This window comes from Citrobacter sp. Cpo091 (assembly GCF_030332645.1).
Classification (GTDB): Bacteria; Pseudomonadota; Gammaproteobacteria; order Enterobacterales; family Enterobacteriaceae; genus Citrobacter; species Citrobacter portucalensis.
This window is the reverse complement of the sequence record NZ_JAOWHL010000036.1, coordinates 21,796-43,386: the sequence shown is the minus strand read 5'-3', so window position 1 is coordinate 43,386 and position 21,591 is coordinate 21,796. Positions and strand designations below refer to the sequence as shown.

Genomic DNA, 21,591 nt, shown 5'->3' with positions numbered 1-21,591 from the left:
TCAGGCTCCTCGTGAAACCACAATCACCACCAGCACCGCCAGCTCAATCAGCGCCAGGCGACGGAACAGCACCGGTGCAGCCGCATTCTGCCAGCCCGGAACCAGTGATACCGGGTTCAGCCATTTACGCAGTTTGAGTACCGGGGCAAAGGCTTCTTTCACCGGCATAGCAAAACCGTGCGCGGTAATCACCATTGACTGCTCGTGATCGTAACCACACACCCATGCCGCACCGCGTGAACGCGACGGCAGACGGTTGCCTTTGAAAATGGCCATGATGATGAACGGCAGCAGCGGACACGCGATCAGCAGCAGCGTGATCATTGGCTGAGAAACGGTGGTGTTCGCGGTTTCCAACGGCAGCGGAACGGCAGAGGAGATCATCGGCAGCAGCCACGGCGCAGCAACGCCGCCAATCACGCAGCAGATAGCCAGCGCGACGACGCTCACTCCCATCAGGATTGGCGCGCAGCAGGCATTTTCAGCTTCCTTCGTGCGCGGTGCGCCAAGGAACGTAACGCCATAGACTTTCGCCATACACATCACCGCCAGCGCGCCGGTAATTGCCAGCCCTACCGCCAGCAACGGTCCTAACAGGCTACCGACAAACGCGCCGCTGTTGCCAAGCTTAAAGAAGGATTGGTAGATAACCCACTCACCGGCAAAACCGTTCAGCGGCGGCAGTGCAGCCATCGCCATCAGACCAACCAGCATCGCCAGCGAGATAACCGGCATACGTTTACCGATACCGCCCAGTTTTTCGATATCACGATGACCGGTACGGAACCAGATGCTGCCTGCACCCAGGAACAGAACGCTTTTGAACAAGCTGTGGTTTACCAGGTGGTACAGACCGCCGGTCAAACCCAGCGCGATCAGCGCCGGTTGATTCAGGGAAATTCCGGTCACGCCAGCGCCCAGACCCAGCAGAATAATGCCGATGTTTTCCAGCGTGTGGTACGCCAGCAGGCGCTGGATATTGTGTTCCATTAGCGCATACAGACCACCAACAAACGCGGTGATCATGCCCAGCACCAGCAGCGTAATCCCCCACCACAGCGGCGCGTTACCGCCCAGCAGCGACAGGGAGAGAATACCCAGCAGACCAACCTTCATGACGACGGTAGAGAACAGCGCAGCAGCCGGTGCGCTGGCATTGGCGTGTGCCTGTGGCACCCAACCGTGGAGCGGAATAATCCCGGCCAGCAGGCCAAAACCTGCCACGCCCAGCAGCCAGATGTCAGATCCAAGCGGCAGCTCCTGGGTGCGCAGGTCTAGCAGACGCAGCTCCAGAGTGCCGTAACGTTGCCACACCAGGTAGCAGGCGACCGCCAGCAGCAGCGTACCAATACGCCCCAGTGCAAACCACAGTTTGCCTTCTTTACTGCATCCGGTAAGGAACACGGCACACAGCGCCATGATTTCCGCCATCACCACCAGCGTACCGAGGTTGCTGGCAACCACCGCACATACCGCCGCGGCCATCAGCAGATTCACCAGCAGGCCGTTAGCTTTCACCTGCTGATGACGATGCCAGTCAATGTTGTACAGGCTGACAAACAGGCCGCACAGGCCCAGTGTAATCAGCCAGATAGCATTAAGCGGAGTAATTTGCAGACTGTGACCAATAAACGGCATCACGCCGCTCACTGCCAGCGCATTAGTCAGAACGGTAAAACCCGCGGCTGCCGTACACAGGCTGCCGACTGCACCGCCAACCCCAGCAATCCAGCCGCTCAGCGATTTATGAAATGAAAACAGAAATGCCAGAACCGCCGCAGCCGTAAACCAGGCCACGCCGCTGTTAATCAGTGAAATTGCGCTCATTTTGCATCCCCACTCTGAGCCTGCTGAAACAAGGTGAGATCGCCGAAATCGGTATTGAAAGTCAGCTCACGCTTACGTTTGCTGGCGCGGGCGATATCCATGTTGCTCACCAGATGCAGGGCTTTGGTCGGACACATGCGCACGCAGGCAGGACCTTGCTCGTCAAAACTACACAGATCGCATTTCACCGCGATGGCACGAACGCCAGGAACCCAGTCCAACAGCGAACTCACGCGAGCAGGCGCTGGCGGAGCCGGAGGCGCTTTTGGCGTATTGGCGTTTGCCGGAATGTGTAGCGGACGGCTACCGGAAAACTCTATCGCGCCAAACGGACAAGCGATCCCGCACAGTTTGCAGCTTACGCACAGGCTTTCGTTCAGCTGTACGGCGCCATCAACGCGGTTAATGGCATTAACCGGACACACGGTGGCGCAAGGCGCATCTTCACACTGGTGGCAAAGCTGCGGCGCGGATTCTTTTTCATTTAACATCACTTTCAGGCGCGGCATTGACTGCAGGCCATGCTGGCGATGTGTCTCTGAGCAGGCGGCTTCACAGGTGTGGCAGCCAATACAAAGAGTGGAGTCAGCAATTACAAAACGATTCACCAGGCATTCCTCAGGTGATAGTCATTTTTGACGAAAACATGTCTACCAAATGTCATTTCGACATTTTTCGACATGCCCATTCCCTAAAACGTCGTGACGCAGTATGTAGACCGCACCATGACAAAGTGGGCAGCACCCGAGGCTTAAGCCGGGCTGTGTCCCTCAACCAGCTGGCTTAAATTCACCGGCATATTGTTCTCAACCGCGGTGTACAGGCTGTCGTAGACGGTGGCGATTTTTTCGAGATAGTGCTCCAGCACCTGCTCGCGATCGCGGTTGCTAATACGCTCATCGACCTTACCGTCGATAGTCAATTCTGCCTGTGCAATCAGCTGCTTATCATCACCGTCTTTCGTTTCGACGTAGTATTCGATGGTATGGCTGTTAAAGCCGTCCGCCAGCGTGACGTAGATAGTGAAGTGTTCAAAAAGGACGAAGCAGAGATCCTTGTCCGGTGCGCAGCTCATCGCATGATGCAAACGCGCTTTTGACAGGGTGATCCCCTGAACCAGCGAGTTGCAGTAAATACGCCACTGGTCCTGTAGGCGACGATGCCGTTCAGCGATGTAATCGGCTTTTTCGCTTATTTCCCAAATAGTCATGTCAGGTTACCCGTTTAGCAGAGATGAACAGCCTTAAGCACATTTCATGCCAAAATTAAATTACTTAATTTTCATATAGATAAAAAATCAAAGGCGGGTGACGACATGTCATTTCGTCATCGTCGTCATTGTCACGAATGAAAAAATTCAACCTGGCATGCTTATTGCTTTTAATACGGCAACTTCACAGGAGGCGGTATGCACGAAATAACCCTCTGCCAACGGGCACTGGAATTGATTGAACAACAGGCCACGCAACACGGTGCTAAGCGAGTAACTGGGGTCTGGCTCAAAATTGGCGCATTTTCTTGCGTAGAAACCAGCGCTCTCTCCTTTTGTTTTGATCTGGTATGCCGCGGGACCCTTGCAGAAGGTTGTAAACTCCACCTCGAAGAACAAGAAGCCGAATGTTGGTGCGAATCTTGTCAGCAATACGTCACGTTACTGACGCAACGCGTGCGCCGATGTCCGCAATGCCACAGCGATATGCTGAGAATTGTGGCCGATGACGGCTTACAGATTCGACGTATTGAAATAGATGAAACTCCAGCGCCGGATGGCGACGCTTAAGCGTCTTATCCAGCCTACAGAAACAGCTCGTTTGTAGGCCGGATAAGGCAACACAGCCATCCGGCAACAGATGTATCGCAAGTAAAAAGATCAGGAGTGAGCGATGTGTACGACATGTGGTTGCGCTGAAGGCAACCTATATATAGAGGGTGATGAGCATAATCCCCACTCGGCGTTTCGCAGCGCGCCATTTGCCCCGGCGGCTCGTCCGGCGCTGAATATTACCGGTGTGAAGACCTCAAATTTCACACCGAGCCAGACTGAAGAAGGCGATTTGCACTACGGTCACGGTGAGGCCGGAACCCACGCACCAGGTATGAGCCAACGCCGTATGCTGGAAGTGGAAATTGACGTACTGGACAAAAACAACCGCCTCGCCGAGCGCAACCGTGCCCGCTTTGCGGCCCGTCAGCATCTGGTGCTGAACCTTGTTTCAAGCCCGGGCTCTGGTAAAACTACCCTGCTGACCGAAACGCTGATGAAGCTGAAAGATAGCGTGCCGTGCGCCGTTATTGAAGGTGACCAGCAGACGGTGAACGATGCCGCCCGTATTCGCGCCACAGGCACACCCGCCATTCAGGTCAACACCGGTAAAGGTTGCCACCTTGACGCACAAATGATTGCTGACGCCGCGCCGCGTTTGCCGCTTGACGATAACGGTATTCTGTTCATTGAAAACGTCGGCAACCTGGTCTGCCCGGCCAGCTTCGACCTCGGCGAGCGCCATAAAGTGGCCGTGCTTTCAGTAACCGAAGGTGAAGACAAACCGCTGAAATACCCGCATATGTTTGCCGCCGCATCGCTGATGCTGCTCAACAAAGTGGATCTATTGCCGTACCTCAATTTTGACGTTGAAAAATGCATCGCCAGCGCCCGGGAAGTGAACCCGGGGATTGAGATTATCCTAATTTCCGCCACCAGTGGTGAAGGGATGGATCAATGGCTCTCCTGGCTGGAGACGCAGCGATGTGCATAGGTGTTCCGGGTCAAATCCGCACCATTGATGGCAACCTGGCCAAAGTCGACGTCTGCGGTATTCAGCGCGACGTCGACCTGACGCTGGTCGGTAGCTGTGATGAACATGGCCAACCGCGTCTCGGCCAGTGGGTACTGGTCCACGTCGGTTTTGCCATGAGCATCATTAATGAAGCTGAAGCGCGCGATACGCTCGACGCGCTGCAAAACATGTTTGACGTTGAGCCGGATGTCGGCGCGTTGCTGTACGGCGAGGAAAAATAAATGCGTTTTGTTGACGAATACCGCGCACCAGAGCAGGTGATGCAACTGATAGAGCACCTGTGTGAACGTGCCGCCCACCTCTCCTACACGGCTGAACGCCCGCTGCGGATCATGGAAGTTTGTGGTGGTCATACCCACGCTATCTTCAAATTCGGGCTCGACCAATTGCTACCGGAAAACGTGGAGTTTATTCATGGTCCGGGTTGCCCGGTTTGCGTTCTGCCGATGGGCAGAATCGACAGCTGTGTAGAAATCGCCAGCCATCCAGGAGTAATTTTCTGCACCTTTGGCGACGCTATGCGCGTCCCGGGTAAGCAAGGCTCCCTGCTGCAAGCCAAGGCGCGCGGTGCGGATATCCGCATCGTCTATTCACCGATGGATGCACTGAAGCTGGCGCAGGAAAACCCAACGCGTAAAGTGGTGTTCTTTGGCCTGGGTTTTGAAACCACAATGCCAACGACCGCTATCACCCTGCAACAGGCAAAGCAGCGTGACGTGCAGAACTTTTACTTTTTCTGCCAGCACATCACGCTTATCCCTACGCTGCGCAGCCTGCTGGAACAGCCGGACAACGGTATCGACGCCTTTTTAGCACCGGGCCACGTCAGCATGGTGATTGGCACCGACGCCTATAATTTCATTGCTTCAGATTTCCATCGCCCGCTGGTGGTCGCCGGTTTTGAACCGCTTGATCTCCTGCAAGGCGTAGTGATGTTAATTGAGCAGAAAATTGCAGCCCAAAGCCAGGTAGAAAACCAGTACCGCCGCGTGGTACCGGATGCCGGTAACGCGTTAGCGCAACAGGCCATTGCCGAGGTGTTCTGCGTCAATGGTGACAGCGAATGGCGTGGTCTGGGCGTTATCGAATCCTCTGGCGTTCACCTGACGCCGGACTATCAGCGCTTTGATGCCGAAGCACATTTCCAGCCAGCGCCGCAGCAGGTGTATGACGATCCGCGCGCGCGTTGTGGGGAAGTGCTGACGGGCAGATGTAAACCACATCAGTGCCCGTTATTTGGCAAAACGTGTAACCCGGAGACCGCGTTTGGCGCCCTGATGGTCTCCTCAGAAGGCGCATGTGCCGCCTGGTATCAGTATCGTCAGCAGGAGTGTGAAGCATGAGCAGCGTACAACTCGCCCACGGTAGCGGCGGTCAGGCTATGCAGCAGTTGATCAACAGTCTGTTTATGGAGGCTTTTGCGAATCCGTGGCTGGCGGAACAAGAAGATCAAGCGCGTCTGGAACTGGCACAACTGGTGGCAGAAGGCGATCGTCTGGCGTTTTCAACTGACAGCTACGTTATCGATCCGTTGTTCTTCCCCGGCGGCAATATCGGCAAGCTGGCCATCTGCGGTACGGCTAACGACGTAGCGGTCAGCGGGGCTATTCCACGCTACCTCTCCTGCGGTTTTATCCTCGAAGAGGGTCTGCCGATGGAGACACTGAAAACCGTTGTTAACAGCATGGCAGCAACCGCGCGCGAAGCAGGCATCGCCATCGTGACTGGCGATACCAAAGTCGTGCAGCGTGGTGCAGCAGACAAGCTGTTCATTAACACTGCCGGAATGGGGGCAATTCCCGCCAACATTCACTGGGGTGCACAGACTCTCAGCGTGGGTGATGTGCTGCTGGTCAGTGGCTCTCTTGGCGATCACGGGGCAACTATCCTTAACCTACGCGAGCAATTGGGTCTGGATGGCGAACTGGTCAGCGACTGCGCGGTGTTAACACCTCTTATCCAGACGCTGCGTGATATTCCTGGCGTGAAGGCGCTTCGTGACGCCACCCGTGGCGGCGTGAATGCGGTCACGCATGAATTTGCCGCTGCATGCGGATTTGGTATTGAGCTGTCGGAAGCTGCTCTGCCCGTGAAGCCCGCGGTGCGTGGCGTTTGCGAGCTGCTGGGTCTGGATGCGCTCAACTTTGCTAACGAAGGCAAACTGGTGATTGCCGTTGAACGCCAGGCCGCTGAAACCGTACTTGCCGCGCTGCGCGCGCATCCTTTAGGGTGCGATGCTGCAATGATTGGTGAAGTGGTTGAACGCAAAGGTGTTCGTCTTGCCGGACTCTACGGCGTGAAACGAACCCTCGATTTACCACACGCCGAACCATTACCTCGTATATGCTAGCAGCCGGTTGGCAGCATGCTGTAGGCCGGATAAGACGCATTAGCGTCAACATCCGGCGTTAATGCTGCATTATGCCTGATACCGCTTTGCTGATCGGGCCAACGGATTGTATATCCTGGCCAGTTCAGTAGCAGGCCATCCGGCAATAATTTACGACTTATACCTATAATTCATTTACCGTTTTCGCACCGTTCTGCGGTGCTTTCCCTGGAAAAGCAATATGTCGTATACACCGATGAGTGACCTCGGACAGCAAGGCCTGTTCGATATTACTCGTACATTATTACAGCAGCCCGATCTCCCGTCTCTTAGCGAGGCGCTTTCGCAGCTGGTCAAGCGTTCAGCGCTGGCCGACTGCGCGGCTATTGTCTTATGGCAGGCACAAACGCAACGTGCGCGTTATTTTGCAACGCGTGAAAATGGTAAACCCATCGATTATGAAGACGAAACGGTGCTGGCACATGGTCCGGTACGCCGTATTTTGTCTCGCCCTGATGCGTTGCACTGCAACTATCATGAGTTTACGGAAACATGGCCACAATTGGCTTCAGGTGGACTGTATTCTGAATTTGGCCACTACTGCCTGCTGCCGCTGGCGGCAGATGGGCGCATCTTTGGCGGTTGCGAATTCATCCGTAACGAAGACCGTCCGTGGAGTGAAAAAGAATATAACCGTCTACAGACCTTCACTCAGATAGTCGGCGTCGTTGCTGAACAAATTCAAAGCAGAGTCAGCAACAACGTCGATTACGATCTGCTGTGTCGTGAGCGTGACAACTTTCGCATCCTGGTCGCCATCACCAATGCCGTGCTCTCCCGACTGGATATTGATGAGCTGGTCAGCGAAGTCGCCAAAGAGATCCACCACTACTTCGACATCGATGCCATCAGCATCGTGTTACGCAGCGATCGCAAAAATAAACTCAGTATCTATTCCACTCACTATCTGGATGAACATCATCCGGCACACGAACAGAGTGAAGTGGACGAAGCGGGAACGCTCTCTGAACGGGTCTTCAAAAGCAAAGAGATGCTGCTGATCAACCTGAGCGAACGTGACATCCTTGCCCCTTACGAACGGATGCTGTTCGAAACCTGGGGCAACCAGCTACAAACCCTGTGTCTGCTACCGCTGATGTCCGGCAATACTATGCTCGGCGTACTCAAGCTGGCACAGTGCGAAGAGAAAGTTTTCACTACCGCCAACCTCAAGCTATTGCGCCAGATTGCCGAGCGTGTGGCAATTGCCGTGGATAACGCGCTAGCCTACCAGGAAATTCACCGCCTGAAGGAACGTCTGGTCGATGAAAACCTGGCGTTGACTGAACAACTCAACAACGTAGAGAGTGAGTTCGGCGAAATCATTGGTCGCAGCGAAGCTATGTACAGCGTACTCAAGCAGGTCGAAATGGTGGCGCAAAGCGACAGCACCGTCTTGATTCTGGGTGAGACCGGAACGGGTAAAGAGCTGATCGCACGAGCCATTCACAACCTGAGCGGACGTAACGCCCGCCGGATGGTGAAGATGAACTGCGCGGCAATGCCTGCCGGATTGCTGGAGAGCGATCTGTTTGGTCATGAGCGCGGCGCGTTTACCGGGGCCAGCACGCAACGTATTGGGCGTTTCGAACTGGCGGACAAAAGCTCACTGTTCCTTGATGAAGTGGGCGATATGCCGCTTGAGCTTCAGCCTAAGCTATTGCGCGTTTTGCAGGAACAGGAGTTTGAGCGTCTGGGCAGCAATAAGCTGATCCAGACCGATGTCCGTTTGATCGCCGCCACCAACCGCGATCTGAAGAAGATGGTTGCCGATCGCGAATTTCGTAACGATCTGTATTACCGACTGAACGTCTTCCCGATCCATCTGCCGCCGCTGCGTGAGCGCCCGGAAGATATTCCGCTGCTGGTAAAAGCCTTCACCTTTAAAATTGCTCGTCGGATGGGACGCAATATCGACAGTATTCCCGCCGAGGCTCTGCGCACGCTGAGCTGTATGGAATGGCCGGGTAACGTGCGTGAGCTGGAAAACGTGGTAGAACGTGCGGTTCTGCTTACCCGGGGCAACGTGCTGCAACTATCCCTTCCGGATATTGCCCCTTTGACGCCGTCTACGCCTCCGGTGGCAACCGAAGTCGCGCAGGACGGTGAAGATGAATACCAGTTGATTATGCGCGTACTGAAAGAAACCAACGGGGTGGTTGCCGGTCCCAAAGGCGCGGCACAAAGGCTGGGATTGAAACGTACAACGTTACTCTCACGCATGAAGAGATTGGGTATTGATAAGGATGCACTGGTTTAGCCAGTGTGGCTATACTGGGTGATATCTCAACGAAAGGAGGCAGTATGGCGGTATCAGCACGTAATCAATTAACCGGTACGGTGAGCGCAGTCGCTACGGGCGCAGTGAATGATGAAGTTGAACTGACGCTGGCTGGCGGCGCAAAACTGGTCGCGATTGTAACCCATAGCAGCCAGCAGGCGCTGGGTCTGGCGAAAGGGAAAGAAGCAATTGCCCTGATTAAAGCGCCATGGGTGACGCTGGCAACTGAAGACTGTGGTCTGAAGTTCTCTGCCCGCAACCAGTTTGCTGGCAGTGTTTCCCAGGTCACAGAAGGCGCAGTCAACGCCACGGTACATATCAAAACTGACGCAGGCTTCGAGATTGTTGCCGTCGTCACCAACGAAAGTCAGCAAGAGATGAAACTGAGTCAGGGAAGCCGTGTTGTTGCGCTGATCAAAGCCTCAGCTATTCTGATTGCCACCAAAGCGTAGTCGCCATTCATCACCACATGGCTAAGTTGCCCGATGGCGCAATGCGCATCGGGCCTACGCGACAGATGCACTTATTCTCGTAGGCCAGATAAGGCGCAGCCGCCATCCGGCGCACAGCGACCTTATTTTTTCCGTTGGTACTTCTCAGGTAACTCCGGCACTGGACGTTTGTCATCAATCAGGTGACGTACGGTCAGAATCGGGTGACGCCAGAGCATTCTCGGCCCAGCCCAACGCATAATTTGCTTCATCTCTTCGCGTTTAGCAGGTTGATAACAGTGCACAGGACACTGTTTACAGGCCGGTTTTTCCTCACCAAATACGCACTTGTCGAGGCGCTTTTGCGCATAGGTAAATAACGCATCGTAATGCCCCGGCTCGCCTGAAGCCTGCGGGCACTGGCTCTCGTAGAGCGAAATCATTCTCTGGATCGTCATTTTTTCACGTGCAATGCGTTTGCCGGACATGATGCCTCCACAATTAAGTTGCATAAATAATACACCTTAACTAAGCACAGAACTATTACCTGAAGGTGATACATCCTTAGCACCCTACGCAAATAAGAATTATTTTCATTTGTTTATGCCATGTGCTATATAACATAGCAAAGGCTATATTCGATGATAAATTAACCATTTTGTTGCGAGGGATACTATGCCGCATCTGCCCCATCTGAAGTCATTTCTCCTTGCCAGCGTGTTAACAGCGCTGACGCTGTCACCCGCCTGGGCGAAAGAAAAATTCAAAGTGGTAACCACCTTTACGGTGATTGCCGATATGGCAAGCAATGTAGCAGGTGACGCGGCGGACGTTAGTTCTATCACCAAACCGGGTGCTGAAATTCACGAATATCAACCAACCCCAGGCGATATTAAACGGGCGCAAGGCGCACAGCTTATTCTCTCTAACGGTCTAAACCTCGAACTATGGTTTTCCCGCTTCTACCAAAATTTGTCCGGCGTACCTGAAGTGATGGTCTCAAACGGCGTGCAGCCAATGGGCATCAGCGAAGGGCCGTACAACGGTAAACCAAACCCGCATGCCTGGATGTCAGCGGAGAACGCGCTGATCTACGTGGATAACATTCGTGATGCGCTGATCAAATACGATCCGGACAATGCCGCAACCTACCAGAATAATGCGCAGAATTATAAAGCGAAAATCCAGCAGACCCTGGCGCCATTGCATACAGAACTGGCAAAGCTCCCTGCTGATAAACGCTGGCTGGTCACCAGCGAAGGCGCATTCTCTTATTTAGCTCGTGATAACAATCTCAAGGAGCTGTATCTGTGGCCGATCAATGCCGATCAGCAGGGTACGCCCAAGCAGGTACGCAAGGTTATCGATGCGATCAGAGAGCATCATATCCCAACGGTATTTAGCGAAAGCACCGTGTCCGACAAACCAGCGCGTCAGGTTGCCCGTGAATCTGGCGCGCATTACGGCGGCGTGCTGTATGTCGATTCGCTCAGCGCTGCCGATGGTCCGGTACCGACCTATCTGGATTTACTGCGCGTCACCACGCAAACCATTGTTAACGGCATCAACAAGGGTCTGGAGAGCCAACCATGAGTCACTCTGCGATTACCGTAAATCAGGTTACGGTGACGTATCGCAACGGTCATACCGCATTGCGGGACGCCACTTTTCAGGTTCCGGGCGGCTCAATTGCCGCTCTGGTCGGCGTAAACGGTTCGGGAAAATCAACGCTTTTTAAAGCGCTGATGGGTTTTGTCCGCCTGGCGCAGGGGGAAATCTCAATTCTGCAACAGCCGGTAAATAAGGCGCTCAAACAGAATCTGATCGCCTATGTCCCCCAGTCAGAAGAGGTGGACTGGTCGTTTCCGGTACTGGTGGAAGATGTGGTGATGATGGGACGCTTTGGCCATATGGGCTGGCTGCGTCGACCAAAACAAATTGACCACGCCTGCGTAGATGCGGCGCTGGCGCGGGTTGATATGCTGGATTATCGCCATCGTCAGATAGGTGAACTGTCCGGTGGGCAGAAAAAGCGTGTTTTTCTGGCAAGGGCCATCGCACAGGACGGACAGGTTATTTTACTGGATGAACCCTTTACCGGCGTGGATGTAAAAACCGAGGCCCGGATCATCGACCTACTGCGTGAACTGCGTGATGAGGGTCGAACCATGCTGGTCTCTACCCATAATTTGGGATCCGTCACCGAGTTTTGTGATTACACGGTGATGATTAAGGGCACGGTGCTGGCAAGTGGACCCACCGAAACCACCTTTACCCCCGAGAATCTCGAACTGGCATTCAGCGGTGTACTGCGTCACGTTGCGCTGAGCGGCGGTGAACAGCACGTAATTACCGATGATGAACGCCCGTTTATTTCGCGACGCACGGCAAACGAGGGGGAATAACCATGAACTGGCTAACGGAGCCGTTTGGCTACCAGTACATGCTCAACGCCATGTGGGTCTCGGCGATGGTCGGTGGCCTGTGTGCGTTTCTCTCCTGCTATCTGATGCTCAAAGGCTGGTCGCTGATTGGCGATGCACTGTCGCACTCTATCGTGCCGGGCGTGGCAGGCGCTTATATGTTAGGGCTTCCCTTCGCGCTTGGCGCATTCCTTTCCGGCGGACTGGCGGCGGGCAGTATGCTGTTTCTTAATCAACGTTCGCGCCTGAAGGAAGATGCGATTATCGGACTGATTTTTTCGTCTTTTTTCGGTATCGGGCTGTTTATGGTGTCGCTCAATCCGATGTCGGTGAACATTCAGACCATCATTCTCGGCAACGTGCTGGCGATTGCGCCAGAAGATATTCTGCAACTGGCCATCATCGGGGTTATTTCGCTAACCATCCTGTTTTTGAAGTGGAAAGATCTGATGGTGGTTTTTTTTGATGAAAACCACGCGCGCTCTATCGGTCTGAATCCGGGCCGGTTGAAGCTGTTATTTTTTACGCTGCTCTCCGTTTCCACGGTCGCCGCGCTGCAAACCGTCGGCGCATTTCTGGTGATTTGCCTGGTGGTTACGCCCGGTGCAACGGCCTGGCTGCTGACCGATCGTTTTCCACGCCTGCTCACTATCGCCGTAGCTATTGGCAGCCTGACCAGCTTTTTCGGCGCCTGGCTGAGCTACTGGCTGGACGGTGCAACCGGCGGAATTATTGTCGTTCTGCAAACGCTGCTGTTCCTGCTGGCATTTGTCTTCGCACCAAAACACGGTCTGCTGGCGAATCGCCGCCGCGCCCGTCTGGTGAACAAGGAGTCAGTATGATCTTAACAACGCTGCTGGAACCCTTTCAGTTTGGTTTTATGGTCAATGCGCTGGTCATCTCCACCATTGTCGCCGTGCCCTGCGCGCTGCTGTCTGTATTTTTAGTACTCAAAGGCTGGGCGCTGATGGGCGATGCAATGAGCCACGCGGTTTTCCCGGGAATTGTACTGGCGTGGATTACGGGCATCCCACTGGCAATTGGCGCATTTATCGCCGGGCTGTTCTGTGCGGTGGCGACGGGTTATCTCGACGATAACAGCCGCATCAAACGCGATACCCTGATGGGAATCGTCTTTTCCGGCATGTTTGGCGCAGGGCTGGTGCTGTACGTCTCTATCCAGTCAGAGGTCCATCTCGATCATATTCTGTTCGGCGATATGCTGGGCGTATCGTTCAGCGACATCATACAAACCGCGGTTATTACGCTTGGGATAGCGCTTATTATTGGGCTTAAGTGGAAAGATCTGCTGCTGCATGCGTTCGACCCGCATCAGGCAAAGGCCAGTGGGCTTAACACTGCACTGCTACATTACGGCCTGCTGTGCATGATCGCCCTGACGATTGTCGCCACGCTAAAATCAGTAGGGATTATTTTGTCGATCTCCTTACTGATTGCGCCTGGCGCCATTGCGATTTTAATGACGCGGAAATTTTCCCACGCCTTGTGGCTGGCGGTGATTATGTCGGTCGTTACCTCGTTTATGGGCGTGTACCTGTCTTTTTTCATCGACAGTGCACCGGCCCCCACCATCGTCGTACTATTTTCACTACTGTTTGTGATGACCTTTATTTATTCCACCCTGCGCGACCGTCGTTTAGAACGGCGACGCCAGCAATACGACCTCTAACGGAGTGGGCAGTGATATGCCCACTATCGTAATTAGAATACGTAATGACAATATTCCCAGCGTCCTGAACAAATGCCCCGTTCTGAAACCATGCCATATTTACCAGCGCTATTTAATAATCAGATAGTCACTATCACATTAGATAAAAATACAGGTAAATTTTATGAGCAAGATGAGCATGTCAGAAATCTATTCTGAACCAGAGGCCTATGGCTTACCACGCAAAGGTATAACACTTAATAATAAGGAAGCTGCGTTGGTGGTAGTCGATCCACAGATCGATTTTTTAAGTCCTCAGGGTATTGGCTGGGAGGTTTTTAAAGACAGCATTATTGAAAATAATACTGTAGAAAACCTCGAGACGTTGTTCAAAATGGCAAAAGAAGCACAAATGCCTGTTTTTATTTCTCCACATTATTACTTTCCGCACGACCATAAATGGCAATCTACCGCACCGGGAGAAACATTTATGCACGGCACTGGAATGTTCAGTCGTAAAGGTCCACTGACGATGGAGAATTTTGAAAATTCCGGCGCAGACTTTTTACCGCAGTTTAAGCCATATATTTATGATGGCGAAACGGTCATTGCCTCACCGCATAAGATTTTCGGACCAGAAACCAACGACCTGGTACTGCAATTAAGAAAACGCGGTGTCTCACAGGTCATTCTCGCCGGTATGGCTGCCAATCTGTGTATTGAATCCCATATGCGTGAATTGATTGAGCAAGGTTTTGAAGTTGTCGTCGTTAAAGATGCGACAGCGGGTCCGCGCATTCCGGAAGGTGACGGTTATCTCGCCGCTCTAACCAACTACCGCATCATTGCCAATGATTTATGGGACACCGACACCACGGTTGAAAAGGTAAAGGCAGCAGCTAAGTAATAGCTATGAGTACGGTTACCGAGGGTAATTGTATGTACAACATCGCTCATCCATTAGCCATCAAAATAAATTTCATTAAGCGCGGAGCTTTTCCATGAATCTTAAGTTTAAGGTTATTTCGGCATGTATTTTACTTTCCATGTCAGTTTCAGCTAATCAGGTGTTGGCCGCTGCCAATACAAATGAGACTACTTACTTAGTTAACCGTGGTGATCCACAATTAAAGGTCAACGGCAAATATATCGATCAGATCATTGCCGAAGTAATGGCGAAAAATAATCTGCCGGGTTTATCCATGGCGATTGTTCAGGCACCTTATATTCCGCGCTCAGCGGGATACGGTCTGGCAACGGCAGCCAATGATGAGCTTGCTTCCACCAAAACCATGTGGGGAATTGGCCCTATCACGCAGGCTTTTACTGCAGTCGCAGTAATGCAACTGGTAGAGCAAGGCAAATTGGATCTTAATACTCCTGTGAGTGTTTATTTGCCTGGCCTGCCGGAAAGCTGGCATAACATTACGATTCTGGAATTAATGCAGCACTCATCCGGGATCCCTGATTTCAGATCTTTCGGCTATAAACAAGAGCAAAAATATACACCTGCGCAGCTGGTGGATCTTGTTAAAGATAAACCGCTCGAATTTAAAAACGGCACGGATATCAACTCCAGCGCAACTGACTTTATCCTGTTAGGTTTGGCTATCGAGAAAGTCAGCGGAATGAGTTACGTAGACTTCGTCAACAAATACCAAATTGCGCCGTTAGGTCTGCAAAGCACCATGTTCGCAAAAGACATGCCAACGAAAGCATTCCTTGATCGCCCGACGCCTGATAAGCAACATAATCAGCATTCGAAATTTAAGTCAGAAATTGACTGGATCAACCCTGTTGAGCCTGCAACAGGTTACGTCGCAGCGGGTGACAAACTGGCGCCTGTCAGCGCGATCGCCACTGATAATCTGTTCGCCTACGGTGGTCTGTGGTCGTCAGCGGAAGACATCAGTAAGTGGGATATCGGTCTTGCCGGCAGCACGCTGGTTAAAGACAAAAAGCTACGCGACATTATCTATAGCCCGGCAAAACTGAAAAATGGCAAAGTCGTGCCTGCCATGGCCGGCTGGGAATTTACCCGCCATCCTGGTTTTCTGGAAATCAAAGGAACCACAGGTGGCTTTAGTGCCTATCTGAGCCGCTTTACCGCCGGTGATGAACTGGTTTGCGTGACAATGCTGACCAACAAAGAAGGCGTAGACATGACTCAGGTGGCTCGTGATATCGCTGAAGCCTATAAAATAGGGCTGGGTTCTGGGTTAAATTCAGAGAAGGTCAAAAACCAGGAAAGTAAATTCTCTGTCGATGAGACGGTCTCCCGACTGAAAGCCATTCTGAAAAGCGAAGGCGTTCCGGTATTCACTGAAATTGATCACGAGAAAAATGCCGAGGGCGCAGGAATGAACCTGAGGCCAACAAAAGTCCTGGTATTTGGTAACCCTAAAGTCGGCACAAAACTGATGCAGGATAAACAGGGTGTCGCGCTGGATCTGCCGTTACGTGTCTCCGTATGGCAGGATAAGATCGGGCGAGTTTGGGTCGGTTATGAAAACCTGGATGACGTAGCAAAAACCTACGATCTTCAGGACAAGCAGACCATTGATAAGATTGACAACTTTATGACTAAGCTGGTCAGTCGGGCTGTTGATGCTTATATCCAGTAACGGGATATAGCACTCCCAGCCTTCTCATGCTGCGGGACCGTTAAAGCTCCCGCAGCGTGTCAGCGCCAGCTTAATAGCGGGCTAAACGCCTCGCGGCCCACCAGGGCACGAAGCGCAGGCAGATGACAGTTACGCGCCAGAAGCGGAGGTACGGCAAAAATAATGTCGCCGGAGAGCATCACATTCTCAAGTTGTCCCCATAGGTACCAGCCAGTTACAACGCCACTGTCCGGGACGCGCAAATGCAAATGCCATCCCTCCTGCGGCTCATCCGCAATCCCCAGCCACTGGCTAAATCGGGGGATTTCAGGCACAACCTGAGTCACTAACGAACACACACCAACCTGGTTTGCCGGTATATACAACGTTAGCGCTCCCAAAGTAATACGTACCGCCGCCAGATTAGTGGGTGCCGTCATAACCGCTGGTCTCCTGATAACGCTCAAAGACCAGATTCAGATCGAGCAGCGTGTACCAGGTTTCTATCACGTTAACCACCCCCACAGCGATGCTTTGTAACGCCGGGGGCAATGAATCTCCTGGCAAATGAATCTGGCTTTCGGCGACTTCCAACACATCAATCAGTTTATCTATCAGGATCCCACTTTGCATTTTCTCGGCGCAACCAATCAGAATAGTGCGCTTACCTGCCGAATTAACGATAGGTTTATCGATCAGGCTGTCCAGTCTCATCACCGATTCCACCCGTCCACGATAGTTGATGACCCCTTCAAGCATTGGCGCGCAACAGGGAACCCAGGAGATCGGGCGCTCTGCAAGGATCTCTTTAATTTGCGCCCCATAGAAGGCAAAATTTTTACCCGCCAGTTGAAATAACACCAGCGTGCGCTGGGGTTCATCAACGTTTTCACACTCCGGTTTTTCACCATGGTTCAGCGCAAGAATCTGCTCCAGCTGTTGGCTCATATTGACTCCTTTTACTCGGCAATGCAGAAAGTGTTACGGCCATTTTGTTTCGCGGCATACAGCGCCTGATCGGCACGTTCGCGTAGCGTTTCAATCCGATCGCCAAACTGCCACTGGGCAATACCCGCGCTGAACGTACTGTGAAAGCTGGCGTCGTTAACGGAAAACGTGACCTGCTCGTAATCCCTGCGCAATCGTTCGACCACGCGCGCGGCCTTGTCACTGCTGGTGTTGGGCATAATGATGACAAACTCTTCACCACCGTAACGGCCAACGATATCGGTGCTGCGTAAGCGATGGGAGAACAACTGCGAAATACCGACAATTACCTGGTCACCGACCGCATGACCGTAGGTATCGTTAACGCTTTTGAAGCGATCCAGGTCCACCATCACCATACAAAACGGGTTGCCACTGTAGTTCGACTCGGCAATCGCGCTTTTGAGAAAATGGGTGGTCGTTGAGTGGTTATATAACCCGCTCAGACTGTCCTGCGACATGCGTGCACGCAGGACGCGCATTCTCTCCGCGCGGATCGATACGGCGCGGATCAGCTCCTCAGGGTCGCTCTGTTTGAGGATAAAATCCTCCGCGCCGATGCTCATTGCTCCCAACTGCGCATGCTTGTTGGTCTCGCTGGAGAGATAGGCGATAGGCAGGCCAATATGCTGCGGTATTTGGCGAATCAGTTTTGTCAGTTCCTCACCGCTGAATTCCGGCATGTGGTAATCCATCAACACCAAATCGATCGGCTGCGCATTGAGTACATGCAGTAGATAGTGAGGTTTTTCCAGCACATGCACTTCCATGCCCGCCAAGCGCAGCATCTCCGCGTTGTATTCAGCCACCGCCGGTTCGTCATCGATCAACAATACCTGGTAAGGCTTTTTCAGCGACGGTTGAGTCAGGCGATGAAGTTCCTGGACTAAATCGGTGATAGACGCAGGTTTTACGTAGTAGCCATCGCAGCCAGATTTGATGGCGTTGACGCGGGCATTGAAATCGCTATGACACGAGAGGAACAGCACAGGGAAAGGTTTGCCCACTTTTTGTTTCAAATCCGACATCGCCAGCGGTCCACCGTAGGCGTTGTCCGGAAAGCTAACATCCATAATCACCACCGCGGGCGGTTGCGACAATACGGCCTGAGTGAAATCCTGCGTGTTCGCGAACACATGGCAGGTAAAACCAAAACAGCGCAGTTGGGTCGCGAGAAGCTCGACCTGGTCAATATCATCATCACACAGGTAGATAGGCTTACTGGCCCGCCGAACATATCCCTCTTCCGGGCGCTGTGCGGCGATCGGTAATGTGAACTCCGTATCGCTGATACGATGTTCAAGATTGAGCTGCTCCTGAGTCAGGGTGTACAACCACCTGATGATTCGCCGCAGCTCATCGTAATGCAATGTGCTTTGCTCTGTTTCCGGTTCTGTTAGTAAACGCTCACCTTCTGCTGAGGCATTCGCCAGCGGGCTAAAGCCAAAGGACCCTGCCGAACCGTGAATACTGTGCAGCAGGATATGTAGCTGTTTGCGACAGGCTTCGCTAGGCTCTGCGACCAGTTGAACGAGTAATCTTTCCGCTTGTGCCAGCATGTCGGGAATTCGGCGTAGAAACCCCTGCCGCAAACGCGCTATTTTTTCCTGCGCTGCCGCCATCGCTATATGCTTATTTTCTTGTTTCATCAAACACGTAGGCTTATTCAGTTAATCGCAGATGGTTGCAGTAGCGCATTGACAGCAGCCCCCAGATTTTCCGCGAGGTTTTCATCTTTTTTCACCCAACGGTCGTACAGAGCGTCGCTGCCCGTTACTTCATTGGCACTCAGTAAAATAAAAGGCTTAGCCCAATCCTGAGCGCGTAACAGCGCCAGCAAATCCAACCCACTGATCTCTGGCATATGCAGATCGCTAATCACCAGGTCGATGTTGTTATCCGAGTCCAGGCACGCCAGGGCGGAAATCGCGCTTTCCACAATCACCACATCGTAGCCGTCCATTTGCAAAAATATGGATGCCAGTTCAGCCGCAAAAAGATCATCATCAACTAATAAAATTCGCATTTTCTCTCTCGATTTTGCGCCATCAGCACAAAAGCATTTTTAATGTTTTTATCAAACTGTCCTGCTCGAAATCGCCCTTGGCGATGTAGGCATCCGCGCCCACCTGAATCCCCCGTCGCCGGTCCTCTTCCTTCGCGCGGGACGTCACGATGATGATTGGCGTATGCTGGTAGTTTTTCTCCCCACGCAACGATTTGGTGAAGGTGAAACCATCCATAAACGGCATTTCGACATCCGTCAGTACGGCATCAAACTGGGTCAGTTTCGCTTTTTGCAGCCCCGACAGCCCGTCTTCTGCCAGAGTCACCTGATAGCCGTGCGCTTCCAGCACGTTCTTTTCTATCTCACGGGTATTCAGTGAGTCATCGACCACCAACACATGCCAGGCATCCTGCGTTACGCTCGTGGCGGGCGCTGGTGTACTGGTTTGCCGTGATTGTTGCGCCATCGCCATCAGCGCGGGAACGTGCAGGATGCTGACCAGTTGGTTATCCGGTGTTTGTACCATCCCGGAGACCAGCGACTGCTGTTGCATATGCTTCGGTAACGGTTTGATCATCATCTTGCGTTCATCGAGGAGCTTATCCACTTGCAGCGCCATTTTGCTGTACTGGTTCTGCACCACGATTAATCGCTGTCCGGGCGTTGAAAAGCTGCTCTGGCGTTCATGAATGCCCAGTAAGCTACCTACGCAAACCACCGGGATAAACTCGTTATGCAAGATAATTGCAGGACGTCCGGCGATATCGCTGATCCCCTGTGGCGTGCATTCCACCACCTCAACCACATACTGCGCAGCCAGTCCAAAAAGGTGCCCCTGCTCTTCAAATTGCAAAATCCGCATCATGGTTAACGAAACAGGCAACCGCAGGTTAAAGCTGGTTCCGACTCCCGGACGGCTATAAACCTGCAAATCGCCTTGCAGGTCGGTCACCACCGTTTTGCGCACCACATCAAGACCAACACCGCGACCAGAAAGCTCGGAGACTATCTTGCTGGTCGAAAAGCCGGGATGAAAAATCAGCTCATTACATTCTTGCTCGGAGAGCTGCCCGACCATTGAAGCGGGAACAAGACCTTTACTGACCGCCTTCGCGCTGATGGCCTCATAGTTCAGACCACGGCCATCATCTTCGATACGCAGTAGTATCCCGCTGCCGTCCTGCTGAGTAGTGATGGTAATCGTGCCGCGAGTGGATTTACCGAGCGCCAGACGTTCGTCGATCTCACCAATCCCGTGATCGACGGCATTACGCAGTAGATGCGTCAGCGACTCCGAAAGCCGATCAATGAGCTGGCGGTCGATTTCCACTTCTCCGCCAACAAAGCGGCACACCACCTGCTTGTTCAGTGTGGAAGCCAGTTCGCTGACCTGCAGCGAAATGGGTTCAAACAATGTTGAAAGTGGCAGCATACGGATCCGCGCCGCCACATCGTACAGTTCAAACATCTGCAAATGCTGGAGCTGAACGCTTTCTTTTAACTGGGCGCTAAAGTCGTGGATCTGCTGGCGAAGCTGCTCAGCACTCAATCCCGGTAACCGTGGTACCAGTTGACTCAGGTTTTGTATCTGCTGTTCCAGGCGATCATGTCCGGCGAGCACCTCCCCCAGAATGTCGATCAGTCCATCGAGCTTGTTCAGCTTTACCCGAACGAAATCCGCCTGCTTAATACCGGCATCCATGCTGGCTGGCGTCGCGGGCGCAGGGACTACCGGTTTTTCTGTTGCCCCGGCAGTTTCGACAGCCAGCGTGATATCCTCTCCCCGACTGGCGCGGGCAAGGCGTTCGCACAGCCCGGCATCCGCCGGTGGCAACTGATTATCCCCTTCGCTGACAAAAAGCTGGGTAAGCTGACCAGAAAGATACTCCACAGACTCATGGATCAGATTGCCCAGCGCCCTGTCCGGCGTCAGTTTGTTGTCACGCAGTTCACTCAATACATCTTCAAGATGATGCGTGACATCGGCAATACTTTGCAGCTTCAGCATCCGCGCCCCCCCTTTCAGGGTATGCGCAGCGCGAAACATCTCACCTATCCAGGCGTCGGTATGCTCATCAGCGGAGAGGAGAAACGCCCCTTCGCTGATCGTCTGCAAATGACCTCTCCCTTCATCAATAAAGCGCAGAACGAATTTTTTCAGATCGATAGCCATAA

Annotated in this window: 22 protein-coding genes; 13 read left to right on the top strand and 9 right to left on the bottom strand. The window is 52.9% G+C overall.

The window, feature by feature from the left end:
* The 3 genes from hycC to hycA all read right to left on the bottom strand — a co-directional run bounded on the left by hycC (window position 1) and on the right by hycA (window position 3,037).
* Window positions 1–1,827: a formate hydrogenlyase subunit 3 gene (gene hycC, locus OGY04_RS14220; protein WP_286585436.1), complete on the bottom strand. Its 1,827-nt coding sequence runs from the start codon at window positions 1,825–1,827 to the stop codon at window positions 1–3.
* Entirely contained in the window at window positions 1,824–2,435 is a 612-nt protein-coding gene (gene hycB / locus OGY04_RS14215; RefSeq protein WP_003825909.1) for a formate hydrogenlyase subunit HycB, read from the bottom strand. Before hycB ends, hycC begins: the two co-directional genes overlap by 4 nt.
* 143 nt (window positions 2,436–2,578) lie before the next feature.
* A complete protein-coding gene (gene hycA, locus OGY04_RS14210) occupies window positions 2,579–3,037 on the bottom strand; it encodes a formate hydrogenlyase regulator HycA (protein ID WP_008785633.1) in 459 nt (152 codons plus the stop codon).
* 198 nt (window positions 3,038–3,235) lie between these two features.
* Between hycA and hypA the strand changes: the two genes are divergently transcribed.
* The 7 genes from hypA to OGY04_RS14175 all read left to right on the top strand — a co-directional run bounded on the left by hypA (window position 3,236) and on the right by OGY04_RS14175 (window position 9,747).
* Window positions 3,236–3,607: a hydrogenase maturation nickel metallochaperone HypA gene (gene hypA, locus OGY04_RS14205; RefSeq protein ID WP_267448821.1), complete on the top strand. Its 372-nt coding sequence runs from the start codon at window positions 3,236–3,238 to the stop codon at window positions 3,605–3,607.
* 103 nt (window positions 3,608–3,710) lie between these two features.
* Window positions 3,711–4,583 carry a hydrogenase nickel incorporation protein HypB gene (gene hypB / locus OGY04_RS14200; RefSeq protein ID WP_003037409.1) on the top strand — a complete coding sequence of 291 codons (873 nt, stop codon included), beginning with the start codon at window positions 3,711–3,713 and terminating at the stop codon, window positions 4,581–4,583.
* Window positions 4,574–4,846 carry a hydrogenase 3 maturation protein HypC gene (hypC, locus tag OGY04_RS14195; protein WP_234103230.1) on the top strand — a complete coding sequence of 91 codons (273 nt, stop codon included), beginning with the start codon at window positions 4,574–4,576 and terminating at the stop codon, window positions 4,844–4,846. The genes hypB and hypC overlap by 10 nt, the downstream gene beginning before the upstream one ends.
* Window positions 4,847–5,968, top strand: coding sequence for a hydrogenase formation protein HypD (gene hypD / locus OGY04_RS14190; RefSeq protein WP_286585435.1), 1,122 nt, complete (start codon window positions 4,847–4,849; stop codon window positions 5,966–5,968).
* Window positions 5,965–6,975 (top strand): hydrogenase maturation carbamoyl dehydratase HypE, encoded by a 1,011-nt coding sequence (gene hypE / locus OGY04_RS14185; protein ID WP_032944749.1) that lies wholly within the window; start codon window positions 5,965–5,967, stop codon window positions 6,973–6,975. The genes hypD and hypE overlap by 4 nt, the downstream gene beginning before the upstream one ends.
* 220 nt (window positions 6,976–7,195) lie before the next feature.
* Window positions 7,196–9,274 (top strand): formate hydrogenlyase transcriptional activator FlhA, encoded by a 2,079-nt coding sequence (flhA, locus tag OGY04_RS14180; RefSeq protein WP_032944751.1) that lies wholly within the window; start codon window positions 7,196–7,198, stop codon window positions 9,272–9,274.
* A gap of 44 nt (window positions 9,275–9,318) precedes the next feature.
* Window positions 9,319–9,747, top strand: coding sequence for a TOBE domain-containing protein (locus OGY04_RS14175; RefSeq protein ID WP_003825890.1), 429 nt, complete (start codon window positions 9,319–9,321; stop codon window positions 9,745–9,747).
* Window positions 9,748–9,869: 122 nt separating this feature from the next.
* Here OGY04_RS14175 and OGY04_RS14170 read toward each other — a convergent pair whose 3' ends face one another.
* The gene (locus tag OGY04_RS14170) at window positions 9,870–10,214 is read right to left on the bottom strand and encodes a nitrous oxide-stimulated promoter family protein (RefSeq protein WP_286585531.1); all 345 of its coding nucleotides are present in this window, start codon (window positions 10,212–10,214) and stop codon (window positions 9,870–9,872) included.
* Between the two features lie 187 nt (window positions 10,215–10,401).
* Here OGY04_RS14170 and OGY04_RS14165 point away from each other — a divergent pair, with 187 nt between their 5' ends.
* The 6 genes from OGY04_RS14165 (at window position 10,402) to OGY04_RS14140 (ending at window position 16,442) form a co-directional block, all read left to right on the top strand.
* Window positions 10,402–11,319, top strand: a complete 918-nt coding sequence (locus OGY04_RS14165; protein ID WP_008785641.1) for a metal ABC transporter substrate-binding protein — start codon at window positions 10,402–10,404, stop codon at window positions 11,317–11,319.
* Window positions 11,316–12,131 carry an iron/manganese ABC transporter ATP-binding protein SitB gene (sitB, locus tag OGY04_RS14160; protein ID WP_003825870.1) on the top strand — a complete coding sequence of 272 codons (816 nt, stop codon included), beginning with the start codon at window positions 11,316–11,318 and terminating at the stop codon, window positions 12,129–12,131. Before OGY04_RS14165 ends, sitB begins: the two co-directional genes overlap by 4 nt.
* Window positions 12,132–12,133: 2 nt before the next feature.
* A complete protein-coding gene (gene sitC / locus OGY04_RS14155) occupies window positions 12,134–12,991 on the top strand; it encodes an iron/manganese ABC transporter permease subunit SitC (protein ID WP_008785642.1) in 858 nt (285 codons plus the stop codon).
* Window positions 12,988–13,839 carry an iron/manganese ABC transporter permease subunit SitD gene (gene sitD, locus OGY04_RS14150; protein ID WP_286585434.1) on the top strand — a complete coding sequence of 284 codons (852 nt, stop codon included), beginning with the start codon at window positions 12,988–12,990 and terminating at the stop codon, window positions 13,837–13,839. The genes sitC and sitD overlap by 4 nt, the downstream gene beginning before the upstream one ends.
* 163 nt (window positions 13,840–14,002) lie before the next feature.
* A complete protein-coding gene (locus OGY04_RS14145) occupies window positions 14,003–14,725 on the top strand; it encodes a cysteine hydrolase family protein (RefSeq protein WP_008785644.1) in 723 nt (240 codons plus the stop codon).
* 94 nt (window positions 14,726–14,819) lie between these two features.
* Window positions 14,820–16,442 carry a serine hydrolase gene (locus OGY04_RS14140; protein ID WP_286585433.1) on the top strand — a complete coding sequence of 541 codons (1,623 nt, stop codon included), beginning with the start codon at window positions 14,820–14,822 and terminating at the stop codon, window positions 16,440–16,442.
* A 59-nt stretch (window positions 16,443–16,501) separates the two neighbouring features.
* On the opposite strand, the gene OGY04_RS14135 is transcribed toward OGY04_RS14140, so the two are convergent.
* Genes OGY04_RS14135 through OGY04_RS14115 form a run of 5 tightly spaced genes read right to left on the bottom strand, consistent with a single transcriptional unit; the run spans window position 16,502 to window position 21,589 of the window.
* Window positions 16,502–16,861, bottom strand: coding sequence for a hypothetical protein (locus OGY04_RS14135; RefSeq protein ID WP_128612147.1), 360 nt, complete (start codon window positions 16,859–16,861; stop codon window positions 16,502–16,504).
* Window positions 16,845–17,369: a chemotaxis protein CheW gene (locus tag OGY04_RS14130; RefSeq protein ID WP_286585432.1), complete on the bottom strand. Its 525-nt coding sequence runs from the start codon at window positions 17,367–17,369 to the stop codon at window positions 16,845–16,847. Before OGY04_RS14130 ends, OGY04_RS14135 begins: the two co-directional genes overlap by 17 nt.
* Before the next feature lie 11 nt (window positions 17,370–17,380).
* A complete protein-coding gene (locus tag OGY04_RS14125; RefSeq protein ID WP_057068091.1) occupies window positions 17,381–19,057 on the bottom strand; it encodes a diguanylate cyclase in 1,677 nt (558 codons plus the stop codon).
* Between the two features lie 17 nt (window positions 19,058–19,074).
* Window positions 19,075–19,434, bottom strand: a complete 360-nt coding sequence (locus OGY04_RS14120) for a response regulator (RefSeq protein WP_008785648.1) — start codon at window positions 19,432–19,434, stop codon at window positions 19,075–19,077.
* A gap of 22 nt (window positions 19,435–19,456) precedes the next feature.
* Window positions 19,457–21,589: a hybrid sensor histidine kinase/response regulator gene (locus OGY04_RS14115; protein WP_286585431.1), complete on the bottom strand. Its 2,133-nt coding sequence runs from the start codon at window positions 21,587–21,589 to the stop codon at window positions 19,457–19,459.
* Window positions 21,590–21,591 lie beyond the last annotated feature (2 nt).

Bases quoted from the DNA above. Each gene is read 5' to 3' on its own strand.
- OGY04_RS14145 (WP_008785644.1), top strand. From the start codon at position 14,003: ATGAGCAAGATGAGCATGTCAGAAATCTATTCTGAACCAGAGGCCTAT.
- OGY04_RS14115 (WP_286585431.1), bottom strand. From the start codon at position 21,589: ATGGCTATCGATCTGAAAAAATTCGTTCTGCGCTTTATTGATGAAGGG.
- hycC (WP_286585436.1), bottom strand. From the start codon at position 1,827: ATGAGCGCAATTTCACTGATTAACAGCGGCGTGGCCTGGTTTACGGCT.
- flhA (WP_032944751.1), top strand. From the start codon at position 7,196: ATGTCGTATACACCGATGAGTGACCTCGGACAGCAAGGCCTGTTCGAT.
- hypB (WP_003037409.1), top strand. From the start codon at position 3,711: ATGTGTACGACATGTGGTTGCGCTGAAGGCAACCTATATATAGAGGGT.
- hypA (WP_267448821.1), top strand. From the start codon at position 3,236: ATGCACGAAATAACCCTCTGCCAACGGGCACTGGAATTGATTGAACAA.
- hypC (WP_234103230.1), top strand. From the start codon at position 4,574: ATGTGCATAGGTGTTCCGGGTCAAATCCGCACCATTGATGGCAACCTG.
- OGY04_RS14120 (WP_008785648.1), bottom strand. From the start codon at position 19,434: ATGCGAATTTTATTAGTTGATGATGATCTTTTTGCGGCTGAACTGGCA.
- hypE (WP_032944749.1), top strand. From the start codon at position 5,965: ATGAGCAGCGTACAACTCGCCCACGGTAGCGGCGGTCAGGCTATGCAG.
- hycA (WP_008785633.1), bottom strand. From the start codon at position 3,037: ATGACTATTTGGGAAATAAGCGAAAAAGCCGATTACATCGCTGAACGG.
- OGY04_RS14175 (WP_003825890.1), top strand. From the start codon at position 9,319: ATGGCGGTATCAGCACGTAATCAATTAACCGGTACGGTGAGCGCAGTC.
- OGY04_RS14135 (WP_128612147.1), bottom strand. From the start codon at position 16,861: ATGACGGCACCCACTAATCTGGCGGCGGTACGTATTACTTTGGGAGCG.
- sitB (WP_003825870.1), top strand. From the start codon at position 11,316: ATGAGTCACTCTGCGATTACCGTAAATCAGGTTACGGTGACGTATCGC.
- sitD (WP_286585434.1), top strand. From the start codon at position 12,988: ATGATCTTAACAACGCTGCTGGAACCCTTTCAGTTTGGTTTTATGGTC.
- OGY04_RS14130 (WP_286585432.1), bottom strand. From the start codon at position 17,369: ATGAGCCAACAGCTGGAGCAGATTCTTGCGCTGAACCATGGTGAAAAA.
- hypD (WP_286585435.1), top strand. From the start codon at position 4,847: ATGCGTTTTGTTGACGAATACCGCGCACCAGAGCAGGTGATGCAACTG.
- OGY04_RS14165 (WP_008785641.1), top strand. From the start codon at position 10,402: ATGCCGCATCTGCCCCATCTGAAGTCATTTCTCCTTGCCAGCGTGTTA.
- OGY04_RS14170 (WP_286585531.1), bottom strand. From the start codon at position 10,214: ATGTCCGGCAAACGCATTGCACGTGAAAAAATGACGATCCAGAGAATG.
- OGY04_RS14140 (WP_286585433.1), top strand. From the start codon at position 14,820: ATGAATCTTAAGTTTAAGGTTATTTCGGCATGTATTTTACTTTCCATG.
- sitC (WP_008785642.1), top strand. From the start codon at position 12,134: ATGAACTGGCTAACGGAGCCGTTTGGCTACCAGTACATGCTCAACGCC.
- OGY04_RS14125 (WP_057068091.1), bottom strand. From the start codon at position 19,057: ATGAAACAAGAAAATAAGCATATAGCGATGGCGGCAGCGCAGGAAAAA.